General features: G+C 40.5%; 15 protein-coding genes. All 15 read left to right on the top strand.

Translation table 11 applies throughout. The features are described 5' to 3' along the window. Positions 1-244 precede the first annotated feature (244 nt). Positions 245-784: an RNA polymerase sigma-70 factor gene (locus tag DWW52_RS05275; RefSeq protein WP_118714967.1), complete on the top strand. Its 540-nt coding sequence runs from the start codon at positions 245-247 to the stop codon at positions 782-784. A gap of 42 nt (positions 785-826) precedes the next feature. Next, positions 827-1,333 (top strand): TlpA disulfide reductase family protein, encoded by a 507-nt coding sequence (locus DWW52_RS05270; protein ID WP_233556709.1) that lies wholly within the window; start codon positions 827-829, stop codon positions 1,331-1,333. 269 nt (positions 1,334-1,602) lie between these two features. Continuing rightward, the gene (locus DWW52_RS05265) at positions 1,603-2,760 is read left to right on the top strand and encodes a FecR family protein (protein ID WP_118714428.1); all 1,158 of its coding nucleotides are present in this window, start codon (positions 1,603-1,605) and stop codon (positions 2,758-2,760) included. A 149-nt stretch (positions 2,761-2,909) separates the two neighbouring features. After that, a complete protein-coding gene (locus tag DWW52_RS05260) occupies positions 2,910-6,335 on the top strand; it encodes a SusC/RagA family TonB-linked outer membrane protein (protein WP_158582488.1) in 3,426 nt (1,141 codons plus the stop codon). An 11-nt stretch (positions 6,336-6,346) separates the two neighbouring features. Then, the gene (locus DWW52_RS05255) at positions 6,347-7,741 is read left to right on the top strand and encodes a RagB/SusD family nutrient uptake outer membrane protein (RefSeq protein WP_118714426.1); all 1,395 of its coding nucleotides are present in this window, start codon (positions 6,347-6,349) and stop codon (positions 7,739-7,741) included. A 42-nt stretch (positions 7,742-7,783) separates the two neighbouring features. Then, positions 7,784-8,569, top strand: coding sequence for a DUF4843 domain-containing protein (locus tag DWW52_RS05250; RefSeq protein WP_118714425.1), 786 nt, complete (start codon positions 7,784-7,786; stop codon positions 8,567-8,569). An 11-nt stretch (positions 8,570-8,580) separates the two neighbouring features. Then, the gene (locus DWW52_RS05245; RefSeq protein WP_158582487.1) at positions 8,581-10,227 is read left to right on the top strand and encodes a PKD-like family lipoprotein; all 1,647 of its coding nucleotides are present in this window, start codon (positions 8,581-8,583) and stop codon (positions 10,225-10,227) included. A gap of 11 nt (positions 10,228-10,238) precedes the next feature. Then, positions 10,239-11,402 carry a TlpA disulfide reductase family protein gene (locus DWW52_RS05240; protein ID WP_118714423.1) on the top strand — a complete coding sequence of 388 codons (1,164 nt, stop codon included), beginning with the start codon at positions 10,239-10,241 and terminating at the stop codon, positions 11,400-11,402. Between the two features lie 12 nt (positions 11,403-11,414). Continuing rightward, positions 11,415-12,761 (top strand): TlpA disulfide reductase family protein, encoded by a 1,347-nt coding sequence (locus DWW52_RS05235; protein WP_118714422.1) that lies wholly within the window; start codon positions 11,415-11,417, stop codon positions 12,759-12,761. Between the two features lie 3 nt (positions 12,762-12,764). After that, positions 12,765-13,949, top strand: coding sequence for a TlpA disulfide reductase family protein (locus DWW52_RS05230; RefSeq protein ID WP_118714421.1), 1,185 nt, complete (start codon positions 12,765-12,767; stop codon positions 13,947-13,949). 138 nt (positions 13,950-14,087) lie between these two features. Further along, positions 14,088-14,621 carry an RNA polymerase sigma-70 factor gene (locus DWW52_RS05225; RefSeq protein ID WP_118714420.1) on the top strand — a complete coding sequence of 178 codons (534 nt, stop codon included), beginning with the start codon at positions 14,088-14,090 and terminating at the stop codon, positions 14,619-14,621. Positions 14,622-14,713: 92 nt separating this feature from the next. Further along, on the top strand, positions 14,714-15,874 hold the full coding sequence (locus tag DWW52_RS05220; RefSeq protein ID WP_118714419.1) for a FecR family protein: 1,161 nt from the start codon (positions 14,714-14,716) through the stop codon (positions 15,872-15,874). A 107-nt stretch (positions 15,875-15,981) separates the two neighbouring features. Then, the gene (locus DWW52_RS05215; RefSeq protein WP_233556707.1) at positions 15,982-19,662 is read left to right on the top strand and encodes a SusC/RagA family TonB-linked outer membrane protein; all 3,681 of its coding nucleotides are present in this window, start codon (positions 15,982-15,984) and stop codon (positions 19,660-19,662) included. A gap of 10 nt (positions 19,663-19,672) precedes the next feature. Beyond that, complete coding sequence (locus DWW52_RS05210) at positions 19,673-21,220, top strand: RagB/SusD family nutrient uptake outer membrane protein (RefSeq protein WP_158582486.1); 1,548 nt, start codon at positions 19,673-19,675, stop codon at positions 21,218-21,220. 11 nt (positions 21,221-21,231) lie between these two features. After that, complete coding sequence (locus tag DWW52_RS05205; protein ID WP_148315331.1) at positions 21,232-22,185, top strand: hypothetical protein; 954 nt, start codon at positions 21,232-21,234, stop codon at positions 22,183-22,185. Positions 22,186-22,215 lie beyond the last annotated feature (30 nt).

Below are 22,215 nucleotides of genomic sequence, written 5' to 3'. Positions count from 1 at the left end.
ATGTTCCGTAGGTGCTGCGAGGGAATTTCCTTATTGTCCAAGTGTAACGATAGAGAAGAGATTGCTAGAGGGAGGCTTTATTTCAAAGAAAGCTTCCTGCAGAACATGGAATTTAAACCGGTTCTAAGTTTGTTTGTTAATTATTTTAATGTCGGGATTCATTTTATATTATATTGATTGTTTGTTGTCTTCGATAAAAAGTATAATTTTGTATGGATATAGGGGCGTGTTATATAGATATACCATGGTAGAGAATGAATTTGATAAGGATACTTTCGAAGGCTTGTTTAAATCCCATTTCGGGGATTTGGTGGGGTTTGTATGTAGTTACGTGAACGATGAGGAGGTGGCGAAAGATATCGTGCATGACGTTTTTCTGGTCGTATTGAAAAACAAAAAGAGCTTGGATGTATCCTATTCCTTGAAATCCTATTTATTCACCTTGTCTAAAAATTACGCATTGAACTACTTGAAACATTTGCGTGTGGTGGCCATGAACGAGCGAGAGGTTATCGAGGCGTTGGAAAATGCTGATGACGAGCTGGATGCATACGAGCAACGGGTAGCCCGGTTGAACGAGAAACTCGCAGAGTTACCAGACAAACAGCGGCAGGTGCTGATGAAATGTTTCGTGGACGGGCAAAAATACAGAGACGTGGCCGATGAATTGGGAATTAGTGTCAATTCTGTGAAAACACATATTTCCAGGGGATTGAAATTCCTGCGTAACGAGTTGAAGGAAGAGATGGTCATGTTGTTTATGTTGAAGCGAGAGCGTGAATAAATGAGTTTGACATTGTATGTTAATTTTAAATAATGGAAGAGTATGATGAAGTTTATTGTATGTATCGTGTTGACATTGACCTTGTCAAATGTATTTGGACAAGAGTCTAATAATGGTAAAAAGTTGTGGGCAGATTCTTTTTTGAATAAAAAGGCTCCTGAATTTGTTGTGGAGGAATGGATTTCCCAACAACCCAAATTGAAAGGAAAGTTTATTCTAATCGACTTTTGGGCGACATGGTGTGGACCTTGCCGGAAAGCGATCCCCGAATTGAACGAGTTTGCCAAAAAGTTTGGTAAAAAATTGGTTGTTATTGGTATTTCTGATGAAACGGCTGATAAAGTGAAAGCGATGAAAGATCCGAATATCGAGTATTACAGTGCCGTGGATACTAAAGGCGTGATGAAAAAAGCGCTCGGCGTGAAAGGTATTCCTCATGTTATCTTGATTGATCCGAAAGGAATCATCCGTTGGGAAGGTTTTCCGTTATTACAGGGACATGAATTGACCGCGGAGGTTATTGAGAATTTGATGAAAAAGTACAAGTAAGATATTATTATTTTTTAAGTGTGGAGTGCTTCGGTTGGGGCACTCTTTTTTTGTGTGATTCTGAAAAAGTTGAAGAATATTTGGATTTTTATGTGATTTAAAACCTTGGGAAAAAAGTTACTTTGCCCTTGTAGAAAGGTATGTTGACATGACCTTCGTTGTTGATAAAGAAGAGGTTTTGGGGGGAATTGGAAGAATTTTGAAAAAAAATATTATTTCTTGTCACCTATTTCGAGTAGGTTGTTGTGTTATTATAAAAATAAGCAAAAATGAGTTACAGGGATGAAGATATAGAATTTGCCAACAGGATTCTTACCCAACGGGAAGAATTGAACGAGGAGGAGGTTGCTGCATGGTTGCGAGTGAAAGATCACGTGGAGTTGTTGGACGAGATTGCGGCAATCCGGCAAAAATTATCCGGTCGTGGGTATGGGGAGAATGTAGATGTGGAATATCAACGTCTGGAACAGGCCGTTTACGATCGGAAGAGTCGCCGGATGACCTTACGTTGGTCGGTTGCGGCATCGATTATATTACTGGTCGGGTTGTTTGTTGGACGGATGATAAACGATGTTCGGGATATGCATGATGAACAGGTTTTGACGACAAACGCAATGCAACCCGGCAAGTCAAAAGCTATTTTGATGACGGCCGATGGTAAAAAGGTTGCTTTGGAACAGAATCGAGATCTGAATATTCAGTTGAATGAACGGGTGCGGGTGGCAACTACCGGAGAAGGGATCGTGTACGAGGAAACCGGGAAGGGAAGTGTGAAGGAAGAGTATAACACGTTATCAACCCCGGTTGGAGGAGAATACGCTTTGACTCTTGCTGATGGTACGAAAGTGTATTTGAATGCGGATTCGGAATTAAAATACCCGGTAGAGTTTTTGAACGGGAAACGGGTGGTTGATTTGAAAGGAGAGGCTTATTTTGATGTGCGGAAAGATAGTTTGCATCCTTTTATCGTTCGGGTAAACGGGGCCGAGGTGCAAGTGTTGGGAACTTCTTTTAATATAAATGCTTACGGGGATGACGGACGGATGTACACGACGCTGGTGGATGGTTCGATTCGTTTTTCTTCTGAAAAGAGTGGTCAGGAAGAAGTGTTAACTCCGGGGATGCAGAGCGTGATGAGCTTGGAAACTGGTAAGTTCATGTTGTATGAGGTTGACGTGGAGCCTTATATAGCTTGGAGAAAAGGGCGATTCGTGTTCCAGTCCATGACGTTGGACCTGCTTATGCGACAGTTACAACGTTGGTATGATTTTGAGGTTTTTTACCAGAATCAGGATTTGAAGGATTATGTTTTCCGGGGAGTGATAAACCGGGATATGGAGCTGGATCGTGTGTTGTCCGTGATTGCGGCAACAACAGATGTTGATTTTAAAGTGCAAGGAAAAGTGATAACAATTATAAAACGTTAGGAAGAAAAAACGAGGATTGCCGCTAACAACCCTCGTCTAAATTCTTCGTGAAGAATCTTTAATAATAATCCAATTACAAAGCTATGAAAAAAAAACGAAGTATGTGCATGAATTGCACATTCAGGGAACTTTTTAACCTATTTCGAGTGATGAAAATTGTAATTTTTTTGATGTTACTCAGTTTGACTCACCTTTCCGCGGAGGTTCGAAGTCAGAATGCTCAGGTTAACTTGAAAATGAAGGACGTGACGGTAGAGAAGGTCATTTTCGAGGTCGAAAAGCAGTTGAAACAGGATTTCTTTTTTAGTAAAAAGGAAGTGGATGTTAACCGAAAGATTTCAGTGGATTTGAATCAGGCCACTCTTGACGAGTTGGTTCGAGTGATTTTTGGGGATCGCTTTGGTTATCGAATTATAGATAACCTGATCGTGATTACCCCAAAGGCCATTGTCGTCCAAGAGGAGAAAACGGTTCTGATGAAAGGGCAGGTCGTTGATAAGGGGGGAGCCCCTTTACCTGGTGTGACGGTACTTATTGAGGGTACTACCGTTGGATGTGCCACTGATGTGGACGGAAAGTTCAGCTTGCCTTTACCTAAAGAGTTGAAAGACGTGGTGGTGGTATTTCGCTTCGTGGGAATGGAAACCCAGAAAGTGAAGTTGGCTGAGATTAAAGATAAAGAGGTATTGGCCGGGAAGAAGGATTTGAAGGTGGTGATGGAGGAGCAGACGGAAAGTCTGGAAGATGTGGTGGTGACGGGTATTTTTACCCGGAAAAAGGAAGGGTTTACCGGCTCTGCAACTCGTGTTTCTGGTGACGAGATTAAAAGGATGACATCGGGTAATGTGTTGAAAGCGTTACAAATGTTAGATCCGGGTTTTAAAATGAACACCAGTAATTTGGCAGGTTCAAATCCGAATGCTATTCCAGATTTCCAAATGCGGGGGCAAGCGAGTATTGGTAACTACCAGAGTGATGACGTGGTGGTGTTACGTGGTGATGTGAATACCCGTCCGAATCAACCGTTGTTCGTGTTAGATGGTGTGATTGGGGTGGATGCCACGACGATTATGGACCTTGATCCAGAACAGGTGGAATCTATTACTTTGTTGAAAGATGCTGCTGCAACGGTTATTTACGGTTCCGAGGCGGCTAATGGAGTGGTGGTCGTGGAAACGAGAGCTCCAGCTCCAGGTAAGTTACGTTTTACTTATAACGGGAATTTTGAATTGGAATGGCCGGATTTAAGTGTGTATGATCTGATGAATGCGGAGGAGAAGTTGAAAATAGAGGAATTGGCCGGATATTATGACGAGAAAGATAATATGGGGTTGATGAACTATTATAATAATCTTCGCCAGGAAGTGTTGAGAGGAGTGAACACGTATTGGTTGGCAGAACCGGTACAGACGGCTTTCGCTCATCGACATGGATTGACCGTGGAGGGGGGAGACCAGACATTGCGGTATAAGCTTTATTTAGGGGCCAAATGGGCTCCGGGTGTGATGAAAGAATCGAACTTGAATACTAAAACCGGAAAAATTGATTTGAATTACCGGAATAATAAGTTATTAATTAATAATTCATTGTCTGTAGATTATTCTGACGGGGCACGGACGTCCCCTTATGGTAGTTTTCAGGATTATGCTATGGTTAATCCTTATTATCGTAAAACGGATAGTCATGGAAATATTAAACAATTGTTGGATGATAATCGAACCGGGGATGAATTTGATGATGTTGTGGCACGTTACGGAGAACCTATTTTGAACCCGCTTTGGAATAAACAATTTGAATCAAAAGATGATAGTAAAAACTTTGAACTGCGTGAAGCCCTGAAGGTTGAATATTTGCCTGTAGAGAATTTGCGTTTAAGTTTGGATTTCACGTTGACGCGAACGGATGGTTCTGTCGAGGTGTTCAAATCCGCCCAACATAATGATTTTTACTCGGTAACGGACCCGGCACAAAAGGGATCTTATGATTGGACAAAAAAGGAGGGAACTTCTTATCGAGTCAGTTTATCTGGAGCATATAATAAGTCTTTGGGCGATCACTTGCTCTCCGCTTTTGCCCGTTACAGTATAAATGAAACGTCCTCGAAAACGACAGGGTTGGTCATGAAAGGTTTCCCGAATGATAAATTGAGTGAAGTGTATATGGGAACGGAATACAAAGAAACTTCCGGTAGTGAGAGTGTGGCTCGGGCATTAGCTTTTATGATGACTTTGAATTACTCGTATAAGCAGCGTTATGCTATTGATTATAGCATGAGTGTTAATGCTTCCTCTGAGTTCGGGAAAAACAATCGGTATGCGCCCTTTTGGTCCGCTGGTTTCCGTTGGAATGCCGATAGAGAGACTTTTATCAATAATCTGGGTATTTTTGACGAATTGGTTTTGCGTGGTACTTACGGTATTACTGGGTCGCAGGGTTTTACTCCTTATCAATCTTTGCAAATGTACACGTATAAGAATTTAATGAAAACCTATAAGAGTTCGGATGTGGTGGGTACGGAAATATATGGTTTAGGAAATCCTGATTTGAAATGGCAACAGACAAAAAATTATAATGTTTCTTTGGATTTTACCGTATTACAAAATCTCGTGAGCGCACGGGTGGAATATTATGAGAAATATACGAAGAACACTTTGTTGGATTATTCAATGGCTCCGTCTGTCGGTTTCTCGACGATGAAAGAGAATTTGGGCGAAATTTCCAATAAGGGTTATGAGGTCACTTTACGTTTGATGCCGTACAGTAATTCGGCTAAACAGGCGTATTGGAATCTTGTACTTACGGGTTCGCATAATAAATCAAAGATCGAGGAGATTTCTAACGCATTGAAAGTGATGAACGAGAAGCAGATGGCTGAAGCGGATAAAGAGGAAAATGCGGATGAGTATGAGAGTTGGGATGATTTTAATAATAAACGTAAAAAGCGTCCGTTACCTCGTTATGAGAATGGTTACTCTCAAACGACAATTTGGGCTGTTCGATCTAAGGGAATTGATCCTCAGACTGGTCGGGAGGTTTTTGTTACCCGTGATGGCCAGTTGACTAATACTTATTCTTCCGTGGATCAGGTGCCCGTTGGGGATACTGAACCAAAGTTTCAGGGATCTGTTTCTACTACTTTTACCTATAAAGGATTTAGTTTGACATTGGCCGGGCAGTATCATTGGGGTGGCCAGGTATTTAACCAAACCTTGATTGACAAAGTTGAGAATGCCAATTTACGTAAAAATGCCGATCGTAGAGCTCTATATAGTCGTTGGCAGAAGCCGGGGAACCAAGTACTTTTTAAGGCTATTGACGGTGATATTTTTAAGGAGGATACGAAGGAAAGTTCTCGTTTTGTTATGGACGATAACGAGTTCGCTTTCTCTACGATTAACCTTTCTTACCGAATGGATGATTCTAAATTTAGTTGGTTGAAACGTGCTGGCATCAGTGCGGCTACTATTGGATTCTATATGGAGGATATTTGCCGTTTCTCGACCGTGAAAATGGAGAGGGGTATTGAATACCCGTTTTCTCGTCGGATGTCAATGTCTTTAAATGTGACTTTTTAAATGTGATAGATATGAAAAGATATATTGTTATTTGTCTAGGTATATTGTTTTTTTCTTCCTGTTCGAATTGGTTAGATGTGAAACCGAAAACGACAGTTGAAGAAGAAGAGGTGTTCGGTCGGGAATTAGGTTTTAAGGAAGCTTTGACCGGTATATATATTAAAATGGCTTCAAAGGATTTGTATGCTAAAAATCTGAGTTATGGTTTTTTGGATATACTAGGGCAACGCTATCAGCCGACAAATATTGATTCTTACCAAGATGAATTGTGGTATACATTCCCTTCGAAGAAGACCGAAAGTTACACGACGGCTATTTGGGGAAAAATGTATAATGTGATCGCTAATATCAATAATTTATTGTATTACTGTGATAAAAAAAAGGATGTGTTTACCACGGAGAATTATTACGAAATCATAAAAGGGGAAGCTTTAGGATTGCGTGCTTTTCTACATTTTGATTTGTTGCGGATGTTCGGACCGATATACAAGGAAAATCCTACGGCTAAACGGATTGCTTACCGGACCGTGTTTAACCGGGAACCGAAAGAAATGCAACCCTCAAACATCGTGTTGGATAGTATTATCGCAGATTTGAAAGAAGCCGAAATTCTTCTGAAGGATACGGATCCGTTAAATTTTGAATTTCCTGTTGAGTCGGAAGAAAACATGACCGGGGATCGTTTTCTGGTGTATCGTCATAAACGAATGAATTTGTATGCTGTTAAAGCAATGTTGGCTAGGGTAAACCTGTATGCCGGTAATAAAACGGAAGCTGAAAATTATGCCAATCAGGTGATTGACAGCAGACAATTTGATTTTGTTGCAGATGTCGCAGATTTATTGCGTTCTAAAGAGATTGTTTTTTCGATTTACGTGGATGATTTTGATCAGCAAGTGGAGGAGGAGTTCGCAACAAGTGGTCAATATTATATTTCAACCTCGGAGTTTTTAAACGAAATGTTTGATGTGGCTACTGATGGGACAAATGATTTCAGAATTCGGGAAGGGGTTAGCTTTGATTACGGGTTAAATGGAATCACAACACGAAAGTACAAGCAGGATAAAATGTGGCCTTCAACGGAAGGAACCATTGTCATGATTCGTTTAGCCGAAATGTATTATATTCTGGCTGAATGTGCTACTGATCCTAAAGTGACAGAAGGATTCTTGAATAAAGTTCGTGAAATCAGGGGAGTCGATCCGGTTTCGTGCACGGAAACGACCAAACTTTACGAGATTGAGAAAGAGTATCGTAAGGAGTTTTATGGTGAGGGACAATTGTTCTTTTTCTATAAACGGCATGGTTACACGACTTTCTTGCATAGCCCGATGCTGAAAATGGTTGAAAAAAACTATATGTTCAGTTGGCCGGAGAATGAGGAATTGTTCGGGAAAGCCTATTGAGAGTGTGGGGTATTTTGATTATCAAGTTAAAATGAACAATCTATGAAAAGAATAATGATTATAGGATTCATGATTCTACTTGTATTTCTCCAGGGATGTGAAAAATATGAAATGGTAGATTATGGAGAAGGTGGTGAAATCAATTTTATGGGTAGATTTCAGAGTGGCAGTAAGTATTACTGGAGTGATGATGAGAAGTATCTGGAGTGGAAGAGAAATTTCGGAGTCAATAAACTGGGAGATTCATTGTTGTTGGATACGATGATCGTGGGGGTGAAGATCATGGGGATAAAAGCGGATCATCCGCGTAAGGTGGTATTGAAGTCGAACCCGCCGAAAGAAAATGCACTGGAAGTTATTTTTCCGGAAGAATATTACGTTTCGGCAGATACCGGGATTGCATCTTTTAAGGTATTGGTGAAACGTCCGGCAACTCAAAATGTAACTTATACTACCGAATTAGTTTTCGATTATGCTCAATCAGATTTCAAGGCGGGAACAGAAGAAAGGCAAGTTTTTAAATTAGTAGCTGAGGATAAGGTTTCTTTGGAATTGTGGGGGATTACAGAGGAATATTGGGAATATGAGCCGGTGATGTTTTTCGGGGCATGGAGCGAGACAAAGATGCGTTACATGATAACCATGCTCGGATGTACGAATTTCGAGGCGTGGTATTATGCAGATGATAGTTTTTGGGAGGCTATTATGGGAAATATATTGTACGAGACTTTGGAAGAATATAAATCAGATCCGTCTAACCCTCCTTTGCTGGACGAGAACACGGGGGAGTGGATTGAATTCCCGGATTTATCTGAATTGTTAGGTTAAAAATGAGAGCTATGAAACAAATAATCTATATTTTGAGTTTATTCCTTTTGGCGGCGTGTTATGACGATAAAGGAAATTATGACTATGCTGATATAAATACGGTTAAAGTCGGCTTGGATGAAATGTACTCGTTTCGCTTGGATAAAGATACCACGATAAGTATTGTCCCTAAATTGAGTCAATCCATGCAGGAGAATAAGGATAACCTGGATTTTATGTGGGTACATTCTGTGATTAATGAGTTTATTGAGGGGCATGATGATAACGATACAATCAGTCGTGTTGATACATTACGTTTTCGTATTAATCCGGATGATCCCGATTTAGCATATATGCATTATTTCCGGTTGAACGTGTATGATCGTTTGACAGGTATTAATTATCCCTTGAATACGACGATCAAACTGATGAAACCGTATGATGGGGCTTGGATGATTCTGCATAACGAGAATGGGCATGCAGCATTGGGAGCTATCGAATATATGGGAAATGATATCGTGAAGACACAAGATGCTTATTATAAAGAAACCGGTAGGTATTTACAAGGTAAGGCTTTGTGTATGGGAAATTATTTGACCTCTTTCTTTCCATATGGGAAAGGAAAGACTTGGAATGTTTTTTCTGTTGTTACGGATCAGCCTGAGGAGTCTGGGGTATTTTGCCAATGGAAAAAATTTGAATTAATGAATTCTCTTGATAAGATGGTGTATGGTCCCAATCAAGGACGTTTCAATTTTTCAAATGTTCAGTTAATTGACGGTGAAGCTTCTTGGGGAGCGATCTGTTTATCTGACGGAGTACTGTTTCAAAGTCCGATAGCGATGAAGTTGTATAAAGCGAATATTGCCTCAGAACTGGGAGATAATGTGTGGATAAAGTATGCGACTAAAGCAGGCTTTAGTTCTATGTTGTATGACGAAGCAGGACATCGTTTTTGTTTTTATCAGAATCAGTCGCGGGAAACGACAGGTGACCCGACTCGTTTTAATGCAGCGAATGAAAATCCTACTAGCTATAAGATTAATCCAATCCCGGTACGCGATAACAACGTGAAAGAGGTTGATCCGAATGCACTGCCTGTAGATCAGAAGATGATCTGGATCGGACCCGGTTACCAATTTGAGCCAGATTACGTGCGGGGATCTTATGCTTATGGTGTATCATTAAAAGGTGTAGACAGTTGTTTCGTGTATGAATTTAATATGGACGGAATTGCTTCGACTGTAAATGGATATCCTGCTTTTTCCGGTTACTATAAATTGAAGTTATCTTCCGGTGTAAATGAAAATAGTTGTTTTGCTGGAACCAAACCTTATAGTGGAATCTTGTTCTACACGGTCGATAATGTCGTTTATCGTTTGGATTTTAAACAAAGTGGAGGGAAATCTACACCCGTGTACACGCATACGGGAGGTAAGGCGACTATCATGAAATTTGCTAAAAAGGCTCAAATAAACAGTACTTATCTTGATTTTAGTAATTATGAATTTGATCCGAATCGTAGTTTGGGAGTTGTTTTTGATATGGGAAATGGAACGTGTGATGTTGTTATACTGAACCTTTCTGTAACTGGGGGTATCGGTTCGGATAGTGAAAATTATCCCGCAACTCAAGTTTATACAGGTTTTGGAGAGGTAAAAGATATCTTATTTTTGTAGCAATAGAAAGCATGAGAATATTTGTATTGATCATATGCCTGCTTACCGCACTGGCGGGGCAGGCACAGACTAACGGTTTTGTCTTAAAAGGTAAGATATCCGGGGTAAAAGAAGGGCAATGGGTGTATCTGACAGACATGGACCAGCAGGTGGTTTATGATAGTATTGTGATAAAAAACGGGATATTTGAATTCCAGGGAATCGTGAAGCTACCGGAACTGCGTTGTCTTACGATTTATAAGAATTTGCAGAACCAAGAGGCATGGAATGGTATCATTGCTTTGCCGATATTCGTGGAAAATACGCTTGTGACAGTGGAGGCTCCTTATGAGAAAATGCCGACAAAGGGGGATAGTCAATTATCAACGGAGGTGAAAGTGAAAGGTGGTCCTATTCATGAACAGTATGCGCTCTACATGAAAGGGTATTTGGAACTGTATCAGCAATATTGTGATTTATATTCTCGCTACGGAACGGCTTACTATTATCATAAGGGAACGGAAGAAGAGATTTTTCGTATGGTGAAGGAAATAGACAAGATCAGAGAAAATATTTTCCGTTATCAAGCTGATTTTATACATCGGTATCCGCAATCTCCTGTTGTTAGGTATGTGGTTGAGAACATGGCTGTCGAGCGTTACGGTAGAAAGGAAGCCGAGCGGCTGGTAAGTTATTTTCCTGAGGAAATGCGAGATACAGAAGAGGGACAGGCTTTGGAAAAGAATTTGTTGAATAAGCCTTTGTATTTAAATGATCCGTTACCAGATGTTCGTATGTTGGATTTGGAAGGACAACTGGTTCCACTTGTGGATTTGGTGGAGAAGGGGCGTTATACTTTAGTGGAGTTTTGGGCTTCTTGGTGTGGTCCTTGTCGTTCGGATATCCCGCATTTGAAAGAAACTTATGAGAAGTATCATCCGCAAGGTTTTGACATTATTAGTGTTTCTATTGATGATTCTTCTGAGTCTTGGAAAAAAGCGGTAAAAGAAGAGAAAATGCTTTGGAAACAACTTCGTGATACAGGCGGTAAACAATTCGATAAGAATGGAATTCGAGCATTCGGGGTTATGGGAGTACCTTCCGGTTTTTTGATAGATCCTTCGGGAAAGGTTATCCAATTGAAGTCTAGAGGAGGATGGTTGGATATGAAACTTTTTGAATTACTGAATAAATAAAATTTGTATTGTATGAAAAATGTATTGTTTGTGTTTTTACTCGTGTTTGGCGTTGCCAGTCATGGGGTGGGGAAGAATGTGCGTTTGCACGGTTCATTGAAAGAGTTCGGAACGGATGTCGTGTCTATGAATTTTGACGGGGCGGCAGGAGAGATCGCCAAAGAGTGGACGCAACGTATCCCGGTAAACAAGGATGGTTCTTTTGATTTTACTTTTGATTTGAAGAAACCGGGGTATTATTCCGTGGGAAGAAATACGTTGTACTTGACTCCGGGAGATGACATGGAAGTAAACTTGGGAACCTCCCAACCGCAAAGCTGGTTTAAAGGGAAAGGGGCAGAGGCGAATACTTACATGAAAGGCCGTTTGTTTCCAAAAGCGGGTTCGTTTTTGGAGGCAGGTCGGAATGTAAAAGGTAGTTTTGAGGAGACAAAAAAGTATATTGATGAACGGGCTGCGCAACGGGAGAAGGAGTTAAAAGCGTTGCCAAACGTGAGTAAGGAGTTCGTGGAATTGGAAATGATGCGGATTAAAGCGGATGTTGCGAATAGTTATATGGCATATTTGTGGTATTCAGATCTTTTAAGAGATTGTAAAACGGAGAAAGAGGGGCAGGCAAAAGCAGATGAGTTTAATAAGTCTATTCGGGAATATATTAATCCTATACTGAAAGAGATTTCTGCCAAAGATAAGTATTTGGATGTTGCCGTGGTGAGGGATGTACTGTTGAGTTGCTACGAGATGGATGTATCTATCTTTGATTTCCCGAAGTCTCAACGTTTGACGGAGTTAAACGATGCGTACATGAAAGGTGAAAGTATGGATGAGGAAATGACGAAACCGCTTTATGATGAATTATATGCTTACGGTTCCAAGTTGAAAAATGCAGATTTTAAACAGGCATTTTTAGGAAGATTGGAGAAACGTGCGAAATTGATGGAGGGACGTCCTGCAATTGATTTCACGGTTGTGAGTATGGAGGGAAAAAAAGGTAAACTGAGTGATTATAAAGGTAAAGTTCTGTTCGTGGATTTTTGGGCCACGTGGTGTATGCCTTGTTTGGGAGAGATGCCCTATTTTAACGAGTTGAGCAAGCAATATCCCAATATCCAGTTTGTTGGTATATCTCTGGATGATAACACGGAGGTGTGGTTGAGAAAATTGAAAGGAGATGCCGATCATGGGAAGGTGTTAGAGTTGTTTTCTACCGACCCGTTGGTTCGGACAGGATGGGATATCACGGGAATTCCACGTTTTTTGTTGATAGATAAAGATTTCAAGATTATATCAGCTTCTGCTCCCCGTCCGTCTGAAAAAGATGTGATTGTTCCTCTCTTAGAAAAGTACAATAAGAAATAAGTCATGATGAAGTTTATATGCGTTTACGTTATTGTTTTGTTAGCGAGCGTGAGTTTGTGTCATGCGGATGGTTTTAAAATTAAAGGGAAAATCAGTAGGGGTGGAGAAGGTGTGAAAGTTTTTTTGACGGACCTTTCCCAATACAAGCATTTATATGATAGTACCACGATTAAAAATGGTGAGTTTGAATTTAATGGGAAAGTAGATTCTCCCGAAATGCGTTGTATCACGATTTATAAGAATGACAGTCAGAGAGGGGAATGGAAAAGTACGGTGAAGTTACCGATCTTTGTTGATAATTCATCTATAACGCTGGAAGCTCCTTATGATAGTTTACCTACTAAATCGAACGAGATAATTTCGGAATGTATTAAAATTACAGGTTCCCCGGTTAATGATTTGTACATGAAGTATGATAGAGGATTGGCCCCCCTGTCGACCTTGAATTCTGAATTGTTCGAGAAGTATCGTGTGGCTTATTATTACGCGAAGGCCGATGAATTGGGACGTAAAAATATGCAATCCGCCTATGACGCTTTGGAGGAATTGGAGAATTGTAAAGATGAGATTTATCGTTACAAGGTGAATTTTATTAAAGAGAATCCGGATTCTCCGGTAGCCTTGTATGTTGCCGGTACGTTGGCGATAACAAAATACGGGCGGGGCGAGATAAATAAGGTGTTGTCTTTATTGTCGGAGAATTTACGGAATAGTTCGAAAGGTAAGGCTTTGGCTGATCGTTTGAATGGAATTCCAGTTTACGTGGGCGATCAGTATCTGGATATTGATATGTTGGATAAAGAGGGGAATACGGTGAATTTATCGGATGTGATAAAACCCGGTCAATATACTTTGTTGGAGATTTGGGCTTCCTGGTGTGGGCCGTGTCGGGGAGATATCCCTCATCTGAAAGATGCGTATTCAGCTTATCATGCAAAGGGATTTGATATCGTGAGCGTGTCAATTGACGCTAATAAGAAGCAATGGAAAAAAGCATTGGAACAGGAGCAAATGGCTTGGTTGCAGGTTTGTGATAAAGGTGAGGGATTTGATGGATTTATCGTGAAAAAGTACGGTGTTCGTGGAGTACCGAGTTCTTTCCTGATTGATCCACAAGGTAAGATTATCCTGACGAATGCTCGTGGAGGGTGGTTGGATACGAAGTTGATAGAGTTATTTGACAGGTAGCGAATTGTATTTGAATGAATGTTTGTAGGGGCTATTTCTTCGGGAATAGCCTCTTTTTTAATTAAATATTTCGAGGGTTATTGTATAACACGACAAATAGTTTATTTTTGCAGGTAAGATGTCGTGAATAGAGATACTATGTCGAAAGATTTTTTGGAGCATAAGGCTTTTGAGGAGTTGTTTGATTTGCATTACGGGAATCTTGTGGGATTCGTGTATGGATACGTGAGGGATGAAGAGGTGGCTAAAGATATTGTTCACGATACTTTTTTGACTTTTTGGAATAACCGGAAACGCTTGGATTTATCTTATTCTGCAAAATCTTATTTGTTTACATTGGCTCAGAATTACGCTTTGAATTATTTGAGACATTTGCGGGTGGTGGAGGTGAACGAACGGGAGGTAACAGAGTTGTTGGAGTCTGCTGCAGACGAGTTGGCAGAGTATGATGAACGTTTTGCCCGGGTGGAGGAGAAATTAGCTTTATTGCCGGATAAACAGCGAGAGGTTTTTTTGAAATGTGTGGTGGAGGAGAAAAAATACCAGGAGGTGGCTGATGAATTGGAGGTGAGCATTAACACAATTAAAAAGCATATGTCCCGTGCATTAAAATTTTTACGGGATGAGTTACAGGACGAATCTATCCTGCTTTTTTTGCTGTGTGATAAGTGATTTTCTTTTTCTTTTTAATTTTTCTGAAAAAAATATCTTTTTTTGTCACCCTTTTTTGAAAGGTACGTGTGATAGATGCAAAATGACAGTCTATGAAATACACGGATGAAGATATTGAATTTGCAAACTTGATACTGACGGATCGGGAAAATCAGGATGATATGAAGGTGGAAGCGTGGATGGAAGATCCGGAACACGTGAAGTTGTTGAAGGAATTTGCCACGGTTTATCAGACGCGGAGGAATGTGGATTTTAACCGGGATAAGAAAGAAGAGTTTGTCCGGTTGGAAAATACGATTCAAGAAAGGAAGAGCCGACGGATGACTTTACGTTGGTCGGTGGCTGCTTCTATTATTTTGATGGTAGGTTTGTTTGTGGGGCGTACGGTTAATGAATGGCGTGATTTGGATGATGCCCGTTTGCTGGCTGAAACGGAGCGGATTGTTCCCGGGGTGAAGGCCGAGTTGATTTTGAGTACGGGTGAACGAGTGATCTTGAATCAACAAAGTGCATTGATCGAGGGAATGAATGAAACGGGAATTCAAAATGATTCGGTGAGCGGATTGAATTATACAACGGCAAAGGTACAGGGAGAAGAGAGTATCTATAATACGATGCGTATACCGGTGGGAGGATTTTATCAATTGGCTTTGTCTGATGGAAGTAAGGTTTGGTTGAATTCAATGACAGAACTTCGCTTTCCGGTTACTTTTATGGGAGAGGAGAGGAAGGTCTACCTGACAGGAGAGGCTTATTTCGAAGTGACTCATGATTCGAAACATCCGTTTATCGTGATGACGGAAAAAGGGATGGAAGTGAAGGTCTACGGGACGGAGTTTAACATGAATACATACCGGGAAGGTATGGTACAAACTGTGTTGGTGAAAGGCAAGGTGGGGATTCGGGTAGATGGCACGGGAAAAGAAGTGATGTTGGCACCCAAACAGATAGCAGTGTATGAGGAAAAGACGGGAATGGTTCAAGTGGAAGAGGTTGATCCGTATAGATATATCGCATGGAAAGATGGAGAATTTGTTTTTGAACGGGAGACAATAGAGGAAATTATGGGACGATTAAGTAGGTGGTTTGATGTGAAGGTTTTCTATGAAAACGAGTCGTTGAAACGAAAACGATTTACTGGGGTGATCAGTCGATATGAGGATATAGAGCAAGTGTTGCGTCTGATCGAGGGGCCGGCAACACTACGTTTCGAAGTGAAAGGAAACGTGGTAACCGTGAAAAATGAACAGTAATGTAGAGTGATGGTAAATAAAAAACCGTAAAGTGCGTCAACACTTTTACGGTTTGTCACGAGATGTTTGCGCATCTGCGTTAGTTCTAATAGTTAATTTACAAATTTATGAAAAAAAACAAGACAAGTTTTGTTTTTCCCGACTTTTTTAGACGGGAGAATCCAAATCTTTTATGTCGCCGTTGGTTGTTGGCGATGGTGATGTGCCTGAGTTTTTCTTTAGGGGCTTTTGCACAACAGCAGAAAGTATCGATTGACGTGAAAAACGTGGACGTGTCGGTAGTCTTCCGACAGATCAAGGAACAGACGAAATTAAACTTCGTGTACGATCCGGATCAATTGGCTTCTATGTCGAATGTTTCGATGAAGGAGAAAAATATTTCGGTTGATTCTGTGTTGTCAAAGTTGTTTGCGGGTACACCTTTCGAGTATCGTTTCGAGCTAGGATCTATTTTGATTCGGAAGATACAGAAAAAGCAGGAACAAGCTCAGAGGGTGATTCGTGGTGTCGTGTCGGATGTTTCGGGAAATGTGCTTCCCGGGGTTACTGTTATGTTGAAAGGGACTATGGTGGGAACGGCCACTGATATGCAGGGACATTACCAGATGGTGATTCCGAAGACGGATAATCCCGTACTGGTGTTTTCTTTTATCGGAATGAAAAGCTCGGAACATTTGCTTCACGGGGAACAAGTTCTGAACGTGACTCTTGAGGAAGAGTCTGCAAATCTGGATGAGGTGGTAATTACGGGTTATCAGCAGATTGATAAGAGAAAAAATACCAGTGCCGTTCAAACGTTACGGATGGATGATATTAAGGTACCGGGGGTGACTCGAATAGATCAATTGTTGGAAGGGCATGTTCCAGGAATGACTTTCATGCAAAATTCAGGACAGGTAGGTGCAGCCCCTAAGTTGAGAGTACGGGGAACATCGACAATCTTGGGAAATCAAGAACCGGTGTGGGTACTCGATGGAATCGTTTTGCGTGATCCCGTGAATGTAAGTCCAAGCTTGGCAAATAATCTGGATTTTGTGAATCTTGTGGGAAATGCAATTTCCGGAATAAATCCTAATGATATCGAACGTATTGATATTTTGAAAGATGCTTCAGCAACTGCGCTTTATGGGGCAAAGGCGGCTAACGGGGTGATCGTGATAACCACAAAGAAGGGAAGAACGGGGGCTCCTTCCGTGACTTATAACGTGAGTGGGACGTACACGAGAAGACCTCGTTACACGGATAATAACATTTATTTAATGAATTCAAAAGAACGTGTAGCTTATTCCCGAGAGTTAGTGGAGAAAAGGTTGTCTCTTCCGGATATACAAAATTACGTGGGATACGAGGATGCCATTAACAAATTGTTAAATGGGGTATATACTTATGATCAGTTTCAACAGGAAGTGGACCGAATAGAGACTGTGAATACGGATTGGTTTAAATTGATCACCGAGGATACATTCTCTCACAATCATACGTTGAGTTTGTCGGGAGGAAGTGACAATATTAGTTATTATGCCTCTTTAGGGTATACGAATGAAAACGGGGTTATCAAGAAGGAGAAAAACGATCGGTATTCAACTTTGTTGAAAGTGAATGGAAATTTCGACAAGTTGGCATTTAATTTTATGATTCAGGCAAATCGGGGAGAGCGAAATTACACGAATTCGGAGGTTGATATATTGAATTATGCCTATAATACGGCCCGAACAATACCTGCTTTTAATGAGGACGGAAGTCTTTATTATTATAAGAAAAGTTATATCCATTCTGAAGGCCGACGGAGATTGGATCTGGCGTTTAATGCCTTGAATGAGATGGAGAATTGTCGGGATGAGTATAACACTTATGCGATGACGGTTACAACTGATCTGAATTATCGGTTTAATGAGCATCTGAAGGCACAGTTTATGTTTTCTTACGGAATGAGTAATACCACACAAGAGACTGTGATGGATGAGTCTTCTTGGTATGCGTCTTGTCTCCGGGGAACCGATTATGGGGTAGCTTTATCTGATGACATTAAGGGGTGGAGTTTGTTACCTATGGGAGGTGAGTACCGGGAGGATGTTACACGAAATGATACGTATACAGCCCGTTTACAATTGGATTATAATAAATTCTTGGATAAGGATCGCAAGCATTTGATTAATGCATCCGTGGGATTCGAATTGTCATCCAATAAATATGCAGGTAAGAGTCAGACGCATCGGGGGTATTTGCCGGAGAGGGGAAAGATTATCACAACGTTTGATCCTACCGTGTATACTTCATTTGCACAATGGCAGATGAATACGGCAGGAGCGACACGAGGTATTATTTCGGATAATGTTCAGAACGAGTTATCTGCTTATTTAACTTTGACTTACACGTTAAATAATGCTTATTCTTTTAATTTTAACACCCGGGCGGATGCTTCGAATAAATTTGGGGATCGGAGTAATGAACGTGTCTTACCCGTGTGGTCTGTCTCCGGTAGCTGGGATATGAAAGAGAATATTCTTCGGAATGTACGTTGGGTGGATGTGTTAAGTTTACGGGCTTCTTATGGATACCAGGGAAACATATTGAGCGAGCAGAGTCCGGAATTGATTATCGAGCGTGGGGATTATAATGATGATTTCGGAAAGTATGAATCAGCGATCAAACATTACCCGAATCCGGACTTGCGTTGGGAGAAGACGGGAACCATTAATGCATCCGTGGATTTTGCCTTGTTCAATAACCGAATCCGTGGTACGGTTTCTTATTTTTACAAGAAGACCAAGGATGCTTTCTTGACTAAAACAATATCGGATATTAACGGTATGGATAGTTATGTCGTTAATTCGGGAACATTGGAGAACAAAGGTTTCGAGTTGGGATTTAATTTTACTCCGATTAAAGCCGGAGCGGAGGTTGGTGGTTTCCGTTGGGATTTTGACCCGCAGATTGGTCAGATTGTAAACACTTTATTGTCTAAAGCTGTTAATAATAATAGTTTTGATAAAGTGCAGGATGAAATCCGGTTTGAAGATTATTTGAATGGAAACGTGTTAATCGAAGGTGAACCGTTGAATTCATTTTATTCTTACAAATTTGCGGGTTTGTCTCCAGTGGATGGTCGTCCGATGTTTTATGATATTGATGAAGAGTTAAAAGACGAGTATGTGAATATGGATAAAGAAGAGGTGTTCCGTCGGGTAATGAAAGTTTCCGGAACTCGGGTACCCGTGATTCAGGGTGGCATTTCAAATACTTTTTCGTATAAAAGAATGACTTTGGGAATACACTTTTCTTATTCATTGGGGTCGAAGATCCGTTTGTTGAAGTTGTACGGGGAGAATTCGGGTGGTTCAAGCGTGGCATTCTTGCCAGAACGAAATATGCGTAGGGAATTCGTTCATCGTTGGCAGAGACCGGGAGATGAGAAAAAGACTAGTATTCCCGGATTGCTTCAGAATAGTGTGTATACTGAGACTTTACAGCCTTGGTGGAAGCAAGGAAATTATAATGCCATTAAATTTGCCGAGAATATCTGGCAGATGTATGATAATTCGAATATTCGGACTGTGAGCGGGGATTACTTGAAATTACAATCTGTATCATTCCGATATATGTTACCGGAGAGTTTTTGTAAGAAGTTGCGTTTGAAATCGGCAGATATCGGTATTTCTGGAACGAATCTGTTTACGATTTGTAATTCAAAACTGAAAGGACAAGATCCTTCTCAATCGGGAACTGCTGATCAGTTGAATCTGTCGATTCGTCCTACATACACGATGAATTTAAATGTAACGTTTTAATTGAATGGAGATGAAACAATATATTATTTTAGGTATACTGGTATTCTTGTTAGGGAGTTGTGATAGCTTCTTGAAAGAATATTCTCAGGATCTTGCTTATGCCGAGACGTTTTCGGATTTGGAAGAAGTTTTGATCGGTAACGGGTATCTTAATCGATCAACGGGTTTTTCATGGGTACATACGATGGATGATGATTTGGAGGAAGCCGTGGTAAGTTCCAGTTACACGGAGTACGAGAATTTTTTTATTTGGGTAAGCTACCCTTGTACCAGAAATAACAAGGTGTATAAGGATGAAACTTGGGTGACGATGTATAAAAATATTAGTGCCATCAATGTAGTTTTGTCTAAATTGAAAGATATTACCGATTTACCCGAAGAGGTAGAACGGTTGAGAGGGGAATGCCATTTCCTTAGGGCTTTTTACTATTATTTTTTGGTGAATACTTATGCAAAGCCTTATGTGAAGGAATCGGCTTCGACGGATCTAGGGGTTCCTGTAAAAACGACGGAATATATCGAAGATATTTATTTTAAACGGAATACAGTAGAAGAGACTTATTCTTTGATCATGAGTGATTTGGAGATAGCATCACGTTTATTAAAGGATAAGAAACATCAATCCGTGTTTCAAGCAGATTATTATGCCGTACAAGCTTTGTTGAGTCGTGTTTACTTGTATCGTGGGGAGTACGAGGCTGCGCTTCAAGCTGCAGATTCTGTGTTGCAAGGTAATTATACATTGTTGGATTATAATGAATTCCCACAAGTTGAGGCTTCTCCTGCCAATATGTATGGAATGCATGATATTGTTCCGGTAAGTGTATTGGATCCTTCTTTTGAGGAGACTATATTTACACAGGGGACAGGGGCTTTTGCTGGTAATAAACATGGGTATGGAATAGCTAATGGTAGTGTGTTGTCTGTTGTCAATAGATTTAGGGCTTCGGAAGAGTTAGTGCAAATGTATTATAAAGAGCAGGGCGGTGGTACGGATTTAAGACCCACGTTTTTTATGTATATTAATCAACGGGATCCCGCGAATAAACGTTATATTCAAAAGCAAGTAACAACATCTTTGACCACGGCTTCATCTGAGTTTTTACTTCGTTTATCAGAAGTGTTGTTGAATAAAGCGGAGGCTTTGGCAATGTTGGATCGTGATGAAGAAGCCATGGAGGTCTTAGAAGAGTTGAGAATAAAGCGCATTGTTGCGACAGAATATAAACCGTTGGACGTGAGAAGCGGGGGAAAGCTTGTCGAATTGATCAGGGACGAACGTCGTCGGGAATTATGTGGAGAGGGGCAACGGTGGTTTGATTTACGCCGATATGCCGTTCATCCTAAATATCCGTTCTCGAAAGAGATCGTGCATGATCACTATTTCTATGATAATTCCACAAGAAAGGTGACTTACGTGGGTAGTTATAGGCTAAATAAGTATGGAGAAGAGCCAGCCTATGTGATACCGATTCCTCAACACGTGATCGAGTTTAACAAAGGAAATATAGAGGATAATGAGACGAGGCCGAACAGAGAAGCATTTGTACGTTTTTAATGATGGAAAATATGAGAAATTATATACTGTTGATTTTGGTTTGTTTTCTGACTATCAGATGTAATAGTGATGAAAACGAGTTGACACCTTCTCGTGCAGATCGGGATTGGTTTGCTATTGAGGATTCTGATGATCCGGTAGGACATGAGTTGTATTTATTGTATGAAAAATATAATCTTCCTGTTTTTGTGAATGATACTATCGGACAAGAAGATAGAGGGGTGGATTATTATGGTAATCCGATCGTGTATTATTATGTTTTAAATATGAATTATACGGTTGGTGCACCAGTTACGGACAATTATTTGCGATCTAGAAAATACTCTTTGTTGCAAGATGTTGAAGACCAATTGGCAGGGATCGCTTTCCTGGATAACTATCTGATACCGGCATTACCGGAAGGAATGTATTTTAATTCTATTCTTTTGTTGGATTCTTTATACGAGATGCGTATGTCTAGTAGCGGTTGGGGGGTGGAGAGGAAAGATCTAAATGTATATAAAGGTGTAATGACATTGGCTATCGGACAAGGAAAGGCCATTGCGAAGATGACCCCGGAAGAACAAAATAAGCAAAAGGGTCTTATCTTGGCAACTTTGGCATTGGATCAGATGGAAGATGATCAATTGACTGATTTTTATATGGTAAGTTATGATTCGGAGAAGAAGTTTAGTTATTATCAGCACGTGGTTAATTATGCGCCTGGTGCAGCTATGCCCTCGGCGAAATGCGAGGTGTATGGATTCTTGGATTATGATAGCCGTTATTATGCAATGAATGAAGGGAAAGATCCGTCGCAGTGGATATATTACACGATATCACAGGCTGAAGATCTTGAAGATTTTGTAATGGCTTTTTTCCGTTATAGTGAATCAGAATTCAAGGAAATGTATGTCGATTATCCTTTGGTGTTGAAAAAATATGAAATTATCAAGGAGTTAATGACCGGATTGGGGTTTGTATAGTTTATAAGCAAGGATATTAGACTGAAAATG

This window comes from Odoribacter sp. AF15-53 (assembly GCF_003479425.1).
In the GTDB taxonomy this organism is placed as follows: domain Bacteria; phylum Bacteroidota; class Bacteroidia; order Bacteroidales; family Marinifilaceae; genus Butyricimonas.
This window is presented reverse-complemented; position numbering and strand designations above follow the sequence as displayed.